Source organism: Kitasatospora sp. NPDC093806, from assembly GCF_040683335.1.
Classification (GTDB): Bacteria; Actinomycetota; Actinomycetes; order Streptomycetales; family Streptomycetaceae; genus Kitasatospora.
This window is the reverse complement of the sequence record NZ_JBFBDO010000106.1, coordinates 11702-27794: the sequence shown is the minus strand read 5'-3', so window position 1 is coordinate 27794 and position 16093 is coordinate 11702. Positions and strand designations below refer to the sequence as shown.

The 16093-nt window shown below is 75.6% G+C and carries 11 protein-coding genes and 1 tRNA gene; 9 read left to right on the top strand and 3 right to left on the bottom strand.

Features of this window, described 5'->3' with window-relative positions; all coding sequences use genetic code 11:
- On the top strand, nt 1–807 hold an 807-nt coding region (locus AB0N76_RS32600), incomplete at its 5' end, for an NPCBM/NEW2 domain-containing protein (protein ID WP_363563368.1).
- Between the two features lie 147 nt (nt 808–954).
- Here the strand turns inward: AB0N76_RS32600 and AB0N76_RS32595 are convergent.
- From AB0N76_RS32595 to AB0N76_RS32585, 3 genes are all read right to left on the bottom strand, one after another.
- Complete coding sequence (locus AB0N76_RS32595; protein ID WP_363563366.1) at nt 955–1659, bottom strand: DsbA family oxidoreductase; 705 nt, start codon at nt 1657–1659, stop codon at nt 955–957.
- Between the two features lie 226 nt (nt 1660–1885).
- Complete coding sequence (locus AB0N76_RS32590; RefSeq protein ID WP_363563364.1) at nt 1886–2407, bottom strand: universal stress protein; 522 nt, start codon at nt 2405–2407, stop codon at nt 1886–1888.
- A gap of 368 nt (nt 2408–2775) precedes the next feature.
- The gene (locus tag AB0N76_RS32585) at nt 2776–5046 is read right to left on the bottom strand and encodes an asparagine synthase-related protein (protein ID WP_363563362.1); all 2271 of its coding nucleotides are present in this window, start codon (nt 5044–5046) and stop codon (nt 2776–2778) included.
- A gap of 857 nt (nt 5047–5903) precedes the next feature.
- On the opposite strand from AB0N76_RS32585, the gene AB0N76_RS32580 reads away from it, so the two are divergent.
- From AB0N76_RS32580 to AB0N76_RS32545, 8 genes are all read left to right on the top strand, one after another.
- The gene (locus AB0N76_RS32580; protein ID WP_363563360.1) at nt 5904–7331 is read left to right on the top strand and encodes an MFS transporter; all 1428 of its coding nucleotides are present in this window, start codon (nt 5904–5906) and stop codon (nt 7329–7331) included.
- Nucleotides 7332–7804: 473 nt separating this feature from the next.
- The gene (locus AB0N76_RS32575; RefSeq protein ID WP_363563358.1) at nt 7805–9391 is read left to right on the top strand and encodes a TROVE domain-containing protein; all 1587 of its coding nucleotides are present in this window, start codon (nt 7805–7807) and stop codon (nt 9389–9391) included.
- Between the two features lie 135 nt (nt 9392–9526).
- On the top strand, nt 9527–10762 hold the full coding sequence (gene lhgO, locus AB0N76_RS32570) for an L-2-hydroxyglutarate oxidase (RefSeq protein WP_363563356.1): 1236 nt from the start codon (nt 9527–9529) through the stop codon (nt 10760–10762).
- A gap of 163 nt (nt 10763–10925) precedes the next feature.
- Complete coding sequence (trmB, locus tag AB0N76_RS32565) at nt 10926–11756, top strand: tRNA (guanosine(46)-N7)-methyltransferase TrmB (RefSeq protein ID WP_363563354.1); 831 nt, start codon at nt 10926–10928, stop codon at nt 11754–11756.
- Between the two features lie 126 nt (nt 11757–11882).
- The gene (locus AB0N76_RS32560) at nt 11883–13262 is read left to right on the top strand and encodes a PrsW family intramembrane metalloprotease (RefSeq protein ID WP_363563352.1); all 1380 of its coding nucleotides are present in this window, start codon (nt 11883–11885) and stop codon (nt 13260–13262) included.
- Between the two features lie 110 nt (nt 13263–13372).
- Nucleotides 13373–13446: transfer RNA gene (locus AB0N76_RS32555), tRNA-Met, on the top strand.
- A 229-nt stretch (nt 13447–13675) separates the two neighbouring features.
- Nucleotides 13676–14434, top strand: coding sequence for a hypothetical protein (locus AB0N76_RS32550; protein ID WP_363563350.1), 759 nt, complete (start codon nt 13676–13678; stop codon nt 14432–14434).
- Between the two features lie 422 nt (nt 14435–14856).
- On the top strand, nt 14857–16053 hold the full coding sequence (locus AB0N76_RS32545) for a hypothetical protein (protein WP_363563348.1): 1197 nt from the start codon (nt 14857–14859) through the stop codon (nt 16051–16053).
- The last annotated feature ends 40 nt before the right edge of the window (nt 16054–16093 follow it).

Below are 16093 nucleotides of genomic sequence, written 5' to 3'. Positions count from 1 at the left end.
CTCCGCCGAGGCCCGCTTGCGCAACGAGCCGCGCGCGTACGCGCCGAGCCGGTTGGCGTACGCCTCGCAGTCCCGCTCCTGGCCCCGAAGCCGGCGCCGTCGACCGCCGCGCCCGGTCCGGCCGCGGCCACCACGCCGGCGGCCTCGCCGACGCCCGCGCCGTCCAAGTCCGCGTCGACGCCGCCGCCGACCCGGCCGCCGGTGCCGACGCCGGTCGTGCCGACGCCCGAGCTGCCGCCGCTGCCCACGCCGGAGGTGCCGGTGCTGCCGACGCCCGAGGTGCCGGTCGTCCCCACGCCCACCGTCACGCCGAGCGTGCCGCCGACCCTCTCGCCAACGCCCCCGGTGCCCCAGCCGACCGACTTCTGGGCCGACGACCTGCCGGTCCTGAAGCCCGGCAACAACCGGGTCCCGCCGCCGGGGCCGAGCATCCGGCAGAAGGGCAGCGACTGGTTCTGGCAGCGTGACGCGGTCTCCATCGACGGTGCCGACCACGCGCACGGCATCAGCGTGCACGCGCCGGCCACCACGCTGATCGACCTCAACCGCAGCTGCACGTCCTTCGACGCGGTGGCGGGGATGGACGACCTGACCGTCTCCATCGGCGGGGTGGTCTTCTCGGTGCAGGGCGGCGACGGGCGCACGCTGTGGACCTCGCCCGCGCTGCGGGCGGGGGACGCGGCGGTGCCGGTGCACGTGTCGCTGGCCGGGCAGAAGTCGATCCGGCTGGTGGTGCAGCCGGCGAACGGCATCTGGTCGTCGCTGAACATGGCGGACTGGGCCGAGGCCCGCTTCAGGTGCGGCTGAGCGCACGGGCGAAGCGGGCCTCGGGGGAGCGTGGCGGTGCCCAGGGGCGTGACCGCGTCCCGGGGGGCGTGACCGCGCCCTGGGGGGCGTGGCGGTGTCCCGGGGAGTCTCCGTGGGTTGTGGGCTTCCCGGGGCGGGTGGTGCGGGTCAGATGGCGCAGGAGCCGTCCGCGCAGGCCTCGCCGGCCGGGGCGACCGGCACCGGCGCGGGGCGGCGCTCGCCGAGCTCGCCGGCGACCTGGTCCAGCACCCGGCGGAAGGTCTCCGCCTCCTGGCCGCCCTGGACCGCCCACTTGCCCTCGAAGACGAAGGTCGGCACGGCGGAGATGCCCAGTTCGCGGGCCTCGGCCAGCTGCGCGCGGACCTCGGCGGCGCCCTCCTCGCCCGCGAGGTAGGCGGTCACCCGGTCGCGGTCCAGGCCCGCCTCGACCGCGACGTCGGTGAGCGCGGCACGGTCGCCGACGTCCACGCCGTCGGTGAAGTGCGCCTTGAGCAGCGCCTCCTTGAGCCGGCCCTGGGCGGCCGCGCCGTACTCCGTCTCGGCGAGGTGCAGCAGACGGTGGCCGAGGAAGGTGTTGGCGTGCAGGGCCGAGTCGAAGTCGTAGGTGATGCCCTCGGCGAGGCCCAGTTCGGCCACCCGGGCGTCCATCGCGACGGACTGCGGGCCGTAGCGCTCGGCCAGCCACGCGCGGTGCGGGCTCGCCGTCGCGGGCGCGTCCGGCACCAGCTGGTACGGCCGGTAGACCACCTCGACGTCCTCCTTGCCGGCGAAGCCTTCGAGTGCCTGCTCGAAGCGACGCTTGCCGATGTAGCACCAGGGGCAGGCGATGTCGGAGTAGATCTCGACCTTCATGACGGGGGCTCCAGGGGTGGGGAGGGATGCGGTCCGAGATAGGTGAACGGTGAACCATCTCGGGGCATTCCCCGCAGGTCGGGCGGTGTGACGCGGGCCTCGGGCGGGGGGCACGCGGGGTTCGGGCGGGGGGCGCGCGGGCCTCGGGCGGGGGGCGCGCGGGGTTCGGCCCTTGGTGGGTTTGGTGGGTTTTGTGGGTTTGGTGGGCTTGGTGGGGGTGTGGGGTTCAGGCCTCGGGTGGGGCGGGGACCACCAGGACCGGGCAGGCCGCGTGGTGGACCAGGGCGCCGCTCACCGAACCCAGCAGGAGGCGGGTGAAGCCGCCGTTGCCCCGGGTGCCGGCCACCACCGTGTGCTGGCGGGCCGAGGCCGCGAGCAGGACCTCGATCACGTTGCCGAGCACCACGTGGAGCGACAGTTCGCCGGTGTACGGGTGGGGGCGGGCCTGCTGGACGGCGGCGACCGAGCGGCGCAGGCCGTCCGCCATCGACTCGACCAGGGTCTCCACGCTCTCCTGGACCAGCTCGGCCATACCGGGCGGGTAGCCGGTAGGCGCCGGATTGACGACGGCGAGCACGTACAGGGGCAGGCCGAACACCTCGGCCTCGGTCATCGCCCGGTCCAGCGCCCAGAGCGAGCCGTCCGAACCGTCGCACGCCGCCAGCACCCCCGGCGGGCGGCCCGTGGGCGGGCGGCCGAGCACCGACAGCACGACGGGGACGGACGGGTCCGGGCTGGCGCTGGTCACCAGGGCCTCCGTGGGGGCTAGGGGAGCAAGGGGGCGGCGAGGGGGGGACGGGCAGGACTGACGCTCCGCCATGATTGCCGCCCCGTGCCACCGAACGGCCCAGCCGCGCCGGACGCGCGGGGCCGGGCTTGGAGGCGAATATGTAGACCGGTCCACTGATTTTTCTCCTGTTTCGGTAGACCGGTCTACATATTCGGGGACGGCGAGGCGCCGGGGAACGGCGGGCGCGCACAGGAAGTCGGACGGGCCGACTTCCTAATCCGGGAGGGCGTGAAGGGTGGGTGGAGTATGTAGACCGGTCTGCATATTCCTGGGTGGGAAGGGGCGGCCAGGGGCGGGGGCCGGGGACGGCCGGGCCTCCGGGGTGGTCAGGCGAAGTGGGGGCGGGTGAGGGCGGGGTGGGTGGGGTGGGGGAGGCCGGTCCAGCAGGCGCCGTGGCGGCGGGCGCGGATGCGGCGGAGCCAGAGTTCGGTGGCGACCAGGTCGGCGAGGCCCGGGAGGGCGGCGGGCGGGAGGGGCGAGGCCGGGTCGGCGGCACGGGTGAGGGCGGCGCGGACGGCCGGGAGGTCGATCAGGCCGGCCTCCGCGAGCAAGGGCGCGTCGAAGAGTTCGGCCAGTCCGTCGGCGGCGAGCCGCAGGCCCGCCCGGGTGGCGGCGGTGCGGTCCGGGCGGGGGCCGCGCCCCCAGTCGGCCGGGAGGTCGGTGCGTCCGGCGCCGGCGAGGACGGCGTGCAGCAGCGCCGGCCGGGCGCCGGGCTGGAGCCGGACCTCGTCCGGGAGCAGCCGGGCCGCCCGCACCACCTGGTTGTCGAGGAAGGGCGCGTGCAGTCGTTGGCCGGGCTGTTCGGTGGCGTGCACCAGCGTGCGGAATCCGCGCGCGTGCCGGTGGAGGGCGTGCCGGGCCCGGTGCGCGCCCGGGTGTTCGCCGGGCGCCGGTTCGCGCGCCGCCAGGCGGAGCCGCAGCGCGACGGCGGAGAGCGCCTCGTCGGAGAGCCAGCGGGCGGCCGGGCCCGGGACCAGCCAGGCGAGGTCGTCGGCCGAGCGGGCGCCCGCCGTGCCGCCGCCGTCGGGGGTCCGGCGCAGGGTCAGTCGCACGGCCACGTCGTCGAGCGCGTCCGCGTACCGGATCCGGGCGAGCCGGTGGGCGGCGCGGACCACGGTGAGCGGGGTCCGCAGCGCACCGGTCAGGACGCCGGCGGCCGCCCGGTCGGCACCGGCCAACGCGGCCACCGGGGAGAGGAGTTCGCGTGACCGGCCGGCCCGGACCAGGTCGGCGAGCCGGGCCGGGTGCCCGTCCAGGACCTGCCGGGCGCCGTAGCCGGTGAGGTGGTCGGTGCCGCCCGCGTCGAACCGGGCCCCGGCGCGGGCGGCGGTGACCAGTTCCGGTCCGGGCTCGTCGGTGAGCCGTCCGTCCGTCGGGTCGGCGCGCAGGTCCGCGTACGGGAGGGTGTCCGGGCCCGGGACGAGCACGGTGCGGCGCAGTCGCGGGGTGTCCGGGGCGAGCACCGGGGCACCCGGGCCGGGGACGGAGGAGGAGGAGGAGTCGGGGCCGGGGTCGGCAGCGGAGTCGGGACCGGGGGCCTCGCCGAAGGTGACGGCGGCGACCGGTTCGGGGCCGGACCGCGGCCGGGCGGCCGGGCGGGCCCAGGAGCCCTTGACCGCCCCGGTGCGGGCGGTCGCCCGGTCGTCCGCCGGGCCGTCCGCCGGTTCGTCCCCCCGGTCGGATTCGGCGGCCGGCGGTCCCACCTGGCGCGGGACGGCGACCGTCGACAGCACGGCGGGCGCCACGACGGCCGGCGGCACCGCGGCGGCGAGCAGGGCGACGGTGGCGGAGGCCGTCCCGTACGAGAGGTCGACGCCGAGCCGGGCCCGCCCCGGCGCCCCGGCCGGGCTGGTGCGCACCCGGAAGCGGACCGACTCCAGCAGCGCCCGGGTGAGTTCCCGGACGGCGGCCGCCTCGCCGCGCGGCCGCGCCCCGTCGGTGCCCGGCTCGTCGTACCCGGAGAGGTACGGGACCCCGTCGCGGACGGCCAGCGCGTGGCCCGGCGGCACCCGCCGCACCCCGAGGTAGGGCGTGCCGGTGCCGAGCGCCTCCGGTGCCTCGGGGCAGGCCAGCCGGGCGGCGAGGTGGCCGGTGTCCAGGGGCGCGCCGACCAGGTCGGCGAGCGGCAGGGCGGCGGTGGCGTACGCGGTGCCGCCGGCCCACGGGGTGTGGAAGACGGGCTGGGCGCCGGCCAGGTCGGTGAGCAGGACGGTGGAGCGGGTGCCGCTGCGCAGCACCACGGTGTAGCTGCCGGGCCAGGTGGTGAGGTGGCGGACGGCGCCGCCGCGGGCGGCAGCCAGACCGGCGGCGAGTTCGGCGTCGGTGGCGCCGCAGTGCCCGAGGACGGCGAGGCGGGTGGTGGCGGGGGTGGCTTCGACCTGGTCCGGGGCGGTGGGGCCGGTGGTGACCACGGCGGGGGCGCCGGGCCGGAGGGTGACCAGGCGGATCTCCTCGGGGCGCCAGTCGCCCACCGCCCAGAGCGGGTCGGGGCCGGTCCACAGGGGGCGCGCGGCGATCGGCGCCACCGCGCCGGGGGGCTCGTGCGCCGGCGCGCCCGGTCGGGGCACGCCCGTGCACCAGCCCGTCAGCCACCGCATCGCGCCTCCACCGCACGAGGACCTGCACCACGCGACGACCTGCACCACGCGACCGCTCACGTCACGCGGCCACGCGTGCCGCGCGACGATCCGCGATCCGCGTCGCACGACGAACCGCACCGCACGACCCGTCCGCACCGCACGACGCGTCCGCACCGGGCGACACGTCCGCACCGGGCGGACGCGTGCGCCGCCGGGCGGGCGCCCACCGTGATCCGGCGCGCCGTCAGAAGACATGGTGCCACCGCTTGCGCGTCCGGTGACCGGAGTTGTCGTTTCCGGTCCGCCGACGGGCGGTGACTCGCCGGGCGACCCCGTCACGGCGCGAACGCCCGTACGAGCGCCCGTACGAGCGCCCCCGCGAGGCGGCCCGGGCCTCCCCCTCCTCGGCCCGGACCGCCCCTCACGTCGCCTTGTCATGGCCATCGCGAGATGGCCGAAAGGCGTCGCTCTGCCCGGGAGGGCATCCGCATGCCCTCCCGGACGTCGCCACCGCCCGCGGGGATGTAGGCGGTGGCATCCCCCGGCCCGCCGGGTCCTCGACGGCGGGCCGACCCACGACCACCAGCGAATCGCCGACCAGCCGGTCGGGCCAGGGGGCACGGCCGGGCGCACATCGACACGGGACCGGAGCACGACCCTCCGGCGCGCATCCGGAGCACCCCCGGACGGCCGGATCCGGGTGGTCCGGACCAAGTGACCGGACCGCCGGCCGCGGATGCCCGGGTGCGGTATCCCGCCATCCGGAATGCGGCCTCTTAACCCTCGGAACGCGTCCGACTACTCTAGGTACAGCAGCTTCGACCCGGCGTCGCCCGGGCCCCGCGCACAAGGCCGCAGGAGGTGCCGCCGCCCCCATGACCGTCAGCCCACGAGGACCGAACGAACGGCTCGGCACGCTCCTGACCCTGGCCCAGATCAGCAACGCCGGCCTGGCCCGCCGTGTCAACGACCTTGGCGCCCAACGCGGGTTGACGCTCCGCTACGACAAGACCTCGGTCGCCCGCTGGGTCAGCAAGGGCATGGTGCCGCAGGGCCCCGTCCCGCACCTGATCGCCACCGCGATCGGCGGCAAGCTCGGCCGGCCGGTCCCACTGGAGGAGATCGGCCTCGGCGACACCGACCCGGCGCCCGAACTCGGCCTGGCCTTCCCGCGCGAGGTCTCCGAGGCGGTCCGCTCCGCCACCGACCTCTGGCGGGTCGACCTCGACCTGCGGCGCGGCCCCGGCGGCGGCCGCTGGAGCGACAGCCTGGCCGGCACCTTCTCGGTCTCGGCGTACGCGACCCCGGTCTCGCGCTGGCTGATCACCCCGGCCGACGGCTCGGTGGCCCGCGAGCTGCCGCGCGCCCCCGCCGAGGCGGGCTCGTACCGGGTCGGCCACTCCGACGCCGCCAAGCTCCGCGAGGCCGCCCAGGAGGCCCGCCGCTGGGACTCCAAGTACGGCGGCGGGGACTGGCGTTCGTCGATGGTGCCGGAGTGCCTGCGGGTCGAGGCGGCGCCGCTGCTGCTCGCCTCGTACAGCGACGCGGTGGGCCGGGCGCTGTTCGGCGCGACCGCCGAACTCACCAGGCTGGCCGGGTGGATGGCCTTCGACACCGGTCAGCACGAGGCCGCCCAGCGCTACTACATCCAGGCCCTGCGGCTGGCCCGGGCGGCGGCGGACGTCCCGCTCGGCGGCTACGTGCTGGCCTCGATGAGCCTGCAGGCCGGCTACCGGGGCTTCGCCGAGGAGGCCGTCGACCTCGCCCAGGCCGCGCTGGAACGCAACCGCGGTCTGGCCACCGCCCGCACGATGAGCTTCTTCCACCTCGTCGAGGCCCGGGCCCAGGCCAAGGCCCGGAACGCGGCGGCGTGCGCGACGGCGCTCGGGGCGGCGGAGAGCGCACTCGAACGGGCCCGCGCCGGGGATCCCGATCCGGCGTGGATCGACTTCTACGCCTACGACCGGCTCGCCGCCGACGCCGCCGAGTGCTTCCGCGACCTCGGGGTGCCGTCCAAGGTCCGCCAGTTCACCCGCGAGGCGCTGGCCCGGCCCACCGAGGGCTTCGTCCGCTCGCACGGCCTGCGGCTGGTGGTCTCCGCGATGGCCGAGGCCGAGGCGGGCAACCTGGACGCGGCGGTCGCGGCCGGCGAACGCGCCGTCGAGGTGGCCGGCCGGATCTCCTCGCAGCGCAGCCGCGAGTACGTGGTGGAGATGCTGCGCCGGCTGGAGCCGTTCCAGGGCGAGCGCCGGGTCCGCGAGCTGGCCGAACGCGCCCGCGCCGTCATCGTCGCCCCGGCGTAGCCGAAGGAGGCGGAGCGCCCGGCGATCCGGGGCACCCGGAGTTCGGGCACCCGGAGTTGGGGAGCGCCCGGAGTCGGGGGCGCCCGGCAATTCGGGCGGGCGGTAATTCGGGTGCACGGACGGGAGAGGCCTGGCTATGGTTTCTCTCGTCCAGGTGCGCAGGCAGAGGTTACTTCCACTTCTAATGGGCGGGTCGCGGGTTCGAGTCCCGCCATCGGCTTTTCCGGGCCGGTGTAGCTCAGTCGGTAGAGCAGCTATGTCACCTCAGCCGTCATCGATCTCTGGACACCCATTCGTGAACCAATAGCGATATCCGCACCTCCCGGTGCGATGGCAGCGGTTACTTCTTGGTAGGGCGTCCTCGGACGCCGCGGTTCAAATCCGCGAAAAACCGCCGCCGCCCCGATCTCGGGAGGCGCCCTCTCCTTCGGCATGCCTCCCTCCGATTCCACGCCCGGCAGGGGGGTTCCACCGTGTCCCGCTTCAACGTCCGCAAGAGCAAGCCGACTCCGACCTCACCCGTGACGACGACCGGGCAGCGGACCGTCAACCACAACGGCGGCGACGGATTCCTCCGCACCCCGAAGTCGGAGCTCTTCCTGCTCGCCGTCGCCAACATGGTCGGCCAGGGCACCTTCCACGAGTCGGGCCGCGACCGCGACGACCGCTACACCGCGCTGGTGCGCGAACTCGCCGTGAGCGACCCCGAGTGGACCCTCGGCCTGCTGCGCTGGCTGCGCCACGAGGCCCAGCTGCGCACCGCCGCGCTGGTCGGCGCCGCCGAGTTCACCCGGGCCCGGCTGGACGCCGGCACGCCCGGCTACTCCCGGCAGGCCGTCGACGCGGTGCTGCGCCGCGCCGACGAGCCCGGCGAACTGCTCGCCTACTGGACGTCGCACTACGGCCGCGCACTGCCGAAGCCGGTCAAGCGCGGTGTCGCGGACGCCGTCCGCCGGCTCTACGACGCGCGGGCGCTGCTCAAGTACGACACCGCGACCAAGGGCTACCGCTTCGGCGACGTGCTGGAGCTGACCCACCCGTCGCCGGATCCGGACAAGCCGTGGCAGGGCGAGCTGTTCCGCTACGCGCTGGACCGCCGGCACCGTCCCGACGAGGCCGTCCCGCCCGCCGCGCTCCCGCTGCTCACCGCCAACCGCGAGCTGCTCGCGCTCCCCGTCGAGCGGCGCCGGGCCGTGGTGACCGGCCCGGACGGCGCCGAGCGGCTGGCCGCCGCCGGGATCACCTGGGAGGCGCTGGCCGGCTGGCTGCAGGGGCCGCTGGACGCGGCCGTCTGGTCGGCGGTCATCCCGTCGATGGGCCCGATGGCGCTGGTCCGCAACCTGCGCAACTTCGACCAGGCCGAGGTCCCGGACGAGGTCGCGGCGGCGGTGGCCCGGCGGATCTCCGACCGGGGCGAGGTGCGCCGTTCCCGCCAGTTCCCGTTCCGCTACCTGGCCGCCTACCGGCACGCGCCGTCGCTGCGCTGGGGGCACGCGCTGGAGACCGCGCTCTCCCACTCGCTCGCCAACGTGCCCGCGCTGCCCGGCCGGACGCTGGTCCTGGTCGACCGGTCCGGCTCGATGTTCGACCGGCCGAGCGAGCGGACCAAGCTCAACCGGGCCGACTCGGCCGCGATCTTCGGCACCGCGCTGAAAGTCCGCGCCGCCGACGCCGACCTGGTCGAGTTCGGCTGGGGCAGCCGGGTCGTCCCGGTCGGCAAGGGCGAGCCGCTGCTGCGGGTGCTGGACCGGTTCGGCAACCTCGGCGGCACCGACACCGCGAAGGCCGTGCAGACCAACTACCGGGGCCACGACCGGGTGGTGATCGTCACCGACGAGCAGACCGGTCCGGGCTCCCGGGGCGGCGACCCGCTGCAGGCCGTCCCGGCGCACGTGCCGGTCTACACCTGGAACCTGGCCGGCTACGCGCCCGGCCACGCGCCGGGCGGGCCGAACCGGCACACCTTCGGCGGGCTGACCGACGCCGCCTTCCGGCTGGTCCCGATCCTGGAGGCCGGGCGGAACGCGGACTGGCCGTGGTTGGCCGAGAAGCGCCGCTGAGACCCTCTCGACCCGCACCGGCCGGCGTGGCAGCATCGCGGGCGTGACTGCGACGCGTGTCCGGCAGCATCGCGGGCGTGACCGCGCCGCGGGCGGCTGGGCCGGTCGGGACGAGGCGGAGACGAGGGGCGGACCGTGCGGTACGACGTCGACGTGCTGGTGGTGGGGGGCGGGATCGTCGGGCTCGCCACGGCGTACGCGCTGACCCGGGAGCGGCCCGGGCTCCGGCTCACCGTGCTGGAGAAGGAGCCCGGGCTGGCCGCGCACCAGACCGGGCGCAACAGCGGGGTGATCCACAGCGGGGTCTACTACCGGCCGGGCTCGTTCAAGGCCCGGTACGCGGTGGCCGGGGCGGGCGAGATGGTGGAGTTCTGCCGCGCCCACGACGTCCCGTACGAGGTCACCGGGAAGCTGATCGTCGCCACCGGGCCGGGCGAGCTGGACCGGCTGCGGGCGCTGGCCGACCGGGGCCGGGCCAACGCGATCCCGGTCACCGAGCTCGACCGCCGGGGCATCGTCGAGTACGAGCCACACGTCACCGGAATCGCCGGGCTGCACATCGGCACCACCGGCATCTGCGACTTCCCCGCCGTTGCCGCCACCTACGCCCGGCTGGCCCGCGAGGCCGGGGCGGAGATCCGGACCGGCGTAGAGCTGCGCGCGGTCGCCCGGCGGGCGGACGGCGTCACCGTGCAGACCTCGGCCGGCGAACTGCGCTGCCAGGTGCTGGTGAACTGCGCGGGCCTGCACAGCGACCGGATCGCCCGGCTGGCCGGCGACGACCCCGGGGTGCGGATCGTGCCGTTCCGCGGCGAGTACTACGAACTCGTCAAGGAGCGGCGGGAGTTGGTCCGGGGCCTGGTCTACCCGGTGCCCGACCCGGCGTTCCCGTTCCTCGGCGTCCACCTGACCCGGGGCATCCACGGCGACGTGCACGTCGGCCCGAACGCCGTCCCGGCGCTGGCCCGCGAGGGCTACGACTGGCGCACCGTCCGGCCGCGCGACCTCGCCGACACGCTCACCTTCCCGGGCACCTGGCAGATCGCCCGCCGGCACTGGCGCTACGAGGTGGGCGAGTTGCACCGCTCGCTGTCCAAGCGGGCGTTCACCACCGCCGTCCGGCGGCTGCTGCCCGCCGTCACCGCGGCCGACCTGGTCCGGACCACGGCGGGCGTGCGGGCCCAGGCGGTGGCCCGGGACGGCTCGCTGCTGGACGACTTCGCCTTCGCCGGGTTCGACCCCGACGAGCCGCGCTCCACCCGCCGCCTGGTGCACGTGCTGAACGCGCCCTCGCCGGCCGCGACGGCCTCGCTCCCGATCGGCCGCGAGGTGGCCCGCCGGGCCCTGGCCGCGCTGGCGGCGGGCGGGTGAGGCGCGCACCGGTCGGCGGGCGCGCACCGGTCGGTACCGGTCGGACGGGGCGAGCGGGCCGGACGGGGCGGACGAGGCGGACGGGGCGAGCGGGAGGGGCCGACGTGGGGACCGTCACAGGCCCTGCGGCCCCGGCCGGGCCGCCCCGTAGACTCGGTTGATTGTGACTGCCACCGCCCCGATCCCCCAGCAATCGCCCTCCGCCCGGCTCTCCGCGGCGCCCGCCGCGTACCCCGCGCCGATGTACCCGCACAAGGCCACCGAGGCCCAGCACAGCGAGCGGCGCATCCGCAGCTTCCAGCCGCGCCGGGGCCGGATGACCAACGCCCAGGCCGGGGCGCTGGACCGGGGCTGGGAGCGGTACGGCATAGCGATCGACGGCACCCCGCTCGACCTGGACACGCTCTTCGACGGCCGGCCGGTCACCCTGGAGATCGGCTTCGGCATGGGCGAGACCACCGCCACGATGGCCGCCGCCGACCCGACCACCGGCATCCTGGCCGCCGACGTCCACACCCCCGGCCACGGCAACCTGCTCGGCATGCTGGAGCGCGACGGCAGCGAGAACGTCCGGTTGGCCGCCGGTGACGCCGTCATCCTGCTGCGCGACATGCTGCCCGACGCCTCGCTGGCCGGTCTGCGGGTCTACTTCGCCGACCCGTGGCCCAAGCCGAAGCACCACAAGCGCCGGCTGATCCAGCCCTCCTTCCTGGAGTTGGTCCTCCCCCGGCTGGCGCCCGGCGCGCTGGTGCACTGCGCCACCGACTGGGAGCCGTACGCCGAGCAGATGCTCGCCGTGCTGTCCGACTCGCCGGAGCTGGAGAACCTGCACCCCGAGGGCGACGGCACCGGCTGGCTGGAGCCCGCCGACCACCCGGACGGCTCCATCCCCGGGTACGCGCCGCGCCCCGACTGGCGTCCGGTCACCAAGTTCGAACGGGCCGGCCTGGCCAAGGGCCACGTGGTGCACGACCTGCTGTTCCGCCGCCGCTGACCGACCGCCGGGTGTTCGACCCGGCCGACCGACCGGGGCCCGGCGGCCGCCGACGGGCGCGCCCGGGGCGGGTGATCCGTCCCCGTTCCTCCCGACCGCCCGACGGCGTGGCCTACCCTGTGCCGGGTGAGCACCCCGTCCGGCGGTGGGTACCACATCAGCGTGCGGGCCGCCGACGACCGAGAGTTGCCCACGCGCACCGCCGGCACCCGGACCATCCCGGGGCCCCGGAGGCGCCGGGCCCACCGGCTCGTGCCCTGGCCGGGCCGGGCCGACGCCGGGGCGGCGGGCGCGGCGGGCCTGCCGGGTGCGGCGGGTGCGCCGGACGCGCCGGACGCGTCCGAGGCCGTACCCGCCGGGCCGGTCCGCTCGGGCCGCCCGGGGCGCTCGGTGGCGTTGTCCTCCGTGACCGCGACGGCCGTGCTGACCCTGGCCGGCTGCGGCGTGCTGATCCTCCACCTGGTCCGCCGCCAGACCGGCACCGCCGGACTGCTGGTCGGCCTCGGGCTCGCGATGGTCCCGCTGCCGTTCGTGCTCGGCGGCCTCGCCTGGCTCAACCAGACCGCCCGGGTGCCGCTGCGGCACACCGTCTTCTGCCTCGCCTGGGGCGCCTGCGCCGCCACCACGGTCGCGATCCTCGCCAACGGCTGGACCAGCAGCTACCTCACCGCCCACCAGGGCAGCCTCGGCGAGGTGCTGGGCGCCGACCTGGTCACCCCGGTGATCGAGGAGAGCGCGAAGGGCGCCGCCCTGCTCGTCCTGCTGCTGCCGCTCGGCCGCCGCCTCCGATGTCACGGCCCCCGCACCGACCGCCCCTGCGCCGCCGTACTGCGCCGGCTGCCCGGCCCGCGCCGGCCGCTGCACGGCTACGACCGCCCACCGCGCGGGTACGACCGCCGCCCCGCCCTGCCGCACGCCCGCACCCGGCTGCGGCTGCGTCCCTACCTGCGCCCGCTGCCGTACCTGAACCCGGCGCCGTACCCCGGGCCGGGCGGGCGGACGGCGGCGCCGGGGCACCGGCGGGCCCGGTCCCGGCCGCGCACCCTGGCCGCCGGGGTGGTCCTCGGCGGGATCACCGCCTGCGGCTTCGCCTTCACCGAGAACGCGCTCTACCTGGGCCGGGCGTTCACCGACGACCAGCAGCAGCGGCTGGACAGCATCGGCCTCGGCGAGCCGCCCAGCCTGCGGGACTTCGACAGCACCGTGCAGACCTTCGTCCTGCGCGGCCTGCTCTCCCCCTTCGCCCACCCGCTGTTCACCGCGCTGACCGGGCTGGGGCTGGCCCTCACCCTCACCACCGGACGCCGCTGGCTGGCCCGGCTGGCGGCGCCGACCGGGTTCGTCCTGTCGATGGCGCTGCACGGCACCTGGAACGCCGCCGCCGACCTCGGCACGCACGGCTTCCTGCTGGTGTACGCGGTGCTGATGGTGCCCTGCTTCGCGGCGCTGGTCTGCTTCGCCGTCTGGGCCCGGGCGCGGACCGGGCGCCATGTCGCGCGGCGGTGAGCGGGGCGATGCACGGGGCTGGACGCCGGGGCGGTGAGCGGGTGGCGGGCGGGGCTCCGGAGAACCGATTTCCCATTCGGACGACTTCCCCGTATTGTTGGGTTCACCGACGCGGGGTGGAGCAGCTCGGTAGCTCGCTGGGCTCATAACCCAGAGGTCGCAGGTTCAAATCCTGTCCCCGCTACTCAGTAGCACCGAAGGCCCGGAGGACTCGTCCTCCGGGCCTTCGTCGTTCCTGTCGTTCGCGTCGTTCGCACCGGACCCTTCGGACCCCGGGCGCGAGGGCGGCACGGTCCTGCCACGAAGCTGTAACAGCGCGGCGAGTCAAGAGAGGTTAAAGAAAGCGTCGATCATACTGAGTGACAAATAACCCGTTCGGACGCGGACAGTCGCGCCGAGTTAGGAAAGCACTCATGTTGTCGAAGCGCCTTGCCAGCACCGCCGCGATCTGCCTGCTGCTGGCGGCCGGGGCGACCGCCTGTGGCGACGACAAGGACAAGGCCTCCGCGGCGCCGAAGCTGGACACCGCCAAGCTCAGCGCCGAGGAGATCCAGAAGCAGGCCAAGGACGCGCTGGCCGGCGCCTCCTCGGTCAAGATCGTGGGTGGCATCACCAACGGCAAGGACAAGCTGGCGCTCGACCTGGCCGTCGACACCAAGGGCCAGTGCCAGGGCTCGATCAGCATGCCCGGGATGGGCAAGTTCGAGCTGCTGAGCGACGGCAAGCAGGTGTACGTGAAGCCGGACGCCGCGTTCCTGACCGCCGTCGGCGGCGAGGACGGCGCCAAGGTCGCCGAGCTCTTCAAGGGCCGCTACATCGCGGGCATGCAGGACGACCCGGACATGAAGGAGCTCACGACGGTCTGCAACCTCAAGGAGCTCACCAAGAACTTCACCGAGGACGGCAAGGCCACCGACCTCACCAAGGGCACCGCCGGCACCGTCAACGGCACCAAGACCTTCAGCGTCAAGTCGAAGAACAGCAACGGCGACGAGATGACCCTGCACGTCGCCACCGAGGGCAAGCCGTACCCGCTGCGGATCGAGAAGGCCGGCAAGGACGGCGGCCAGGTCGACTTCACCGACATCGACAAGGCCCTCACCGTCCAGGCCCCGCCGACCGACCAGGTCATCGACTACTCGAAGTTCAAGGACCAGGTGAAGCCCGCCTGAGGCCCCAACCGGCCCCGGGGATAAATGCGTTGCCCTCCTTCGGCGGGGCTGCCTAAGGTGGCCGCACACTGAAAGGAGGTGATCCTGAGTTGAGTTCCTTCAGGATGCGTGAGGTGGCTGCTCGCTAGAGCCGCCCCTGCCTGCGCAGGGTGGGGCCGTAGGCCTCCGGCAGGCGAAATCCACAGCAGTCACCCGGCCCGCGGGCTCACCGGCACATCCCCGGTGCCTTCGCGCCCGGTCCGTCACAGGACCGCGGCGAGGAGGAGCAGCCCGCGGGCTGTCTGCTTTTCCGGGGCCGGTGTTTCCGCGGCTGCTCCGAGGGCATCCCCGCTAGAGTCGGCGCGCACTCCGCAGAGGTGGGGCGCGGGCACTGGGGGTGGGCGATGGCTGGGGCGATGCGGCGGACCGGAGGCACGGGAGCCGTGCGGACGGCGCAGCGGACGGCGGCCGGGGCCCTGCTCGGCACCGGGGCGCTCGGGCTGCTGCTGTTCTCGTTGGGACGGGCACACCCCTGGCAGGCGCTGGGCGGCGGACTGATGGCGGCCTGCGCGGCGATGGTGGTCGGCGGCGCGCTGGGGTTCCTGTTCGGGGTGCCCCGGGTGCGGAGCGGCTCCGGCGGGAGCGGCGGTTCGGGGAGCGGTTCCGGGGGCGGTTCCGGGAGCGGCGAGACGCACGGCTCGTACGCGCCGAACACCAACCTCGAACAGGTCTCCGACTGGCTCACCAAGGTGCTGCTGGGCGTCGGGCTGACCCAGCTCGGCTCGATCGGCGAGCGGCTCGACCGGCTCGGGACGGCGCTCGCCCCGGCGCTGGGCGGTGGCGCGGGCGCCGCCCCGTTCGCGGCCGCGCTGGTCCTCTACTTCCTGCTGCTCGGCTTCCTGGCGGGCTGGCTGCTGACCCGGCTGGCGCTGCCCCGGGTGCTCTCCGACGCGGACCAGGCGCTGGACCTCTTCCTCGCCGGGCAGGACCGCGACCGCAAGGGCGACAAGGTCGGCGCGGACGACCTGCGGATGCGGGCCATGCAGCACCTGGGCCTGGTCGGCACCAGCACCGGTCAGCCGGGCGACCTCCCGGGGTCGCTGCTGCCGCCCGACCGGACCGCCGGGCCGGAACGGGTGGTGGCCGAGGTCCGGTCCACGGCCCGGCGCTCGGCGCTGACGGCCGGCCAGGTGCAGGAGCTGTTCGCGGACGGGTCGGAGGGCCGGCGGATCCAGGCGCTGGCCCTGATGCAGGGCGATCCGGCGCTCGCCGACCTGCCGAGCGTGCTGGACGCGATCGAGCGCCCGCGCTCCGGGTTCGAGCAGTACCACGCGCTGCTGGCGGCCCGCGGGCTGCTCTCCCGGCTGCCGGCCGAGGAGGTGCGGCGGCTGCGCGAGGCGGTGGCGGGGCAGCTGATGGCTCCGGACGGGATCCCGTACGGCTCGGACCGGAGCTGGCTGGCGGAGAAGATCCTGTCGCGCCTGGAGACCCCGGTCTTCCTCCCGCAGCAACAGAACGGGGCGGCGGACAGCCCCGCGGAGGGCGGTCCGGCGACGGGCGCCCCTGCTGCGGGGGCCCCGGCCGCGGGGACTCCTGCCACGGGGACTCCTGCCACGGGGGCCGAACCGGGACAGGGCTGACGGGCGGGTCCGCTTCCCGGGGAGCCCCGGGGACTCCCCG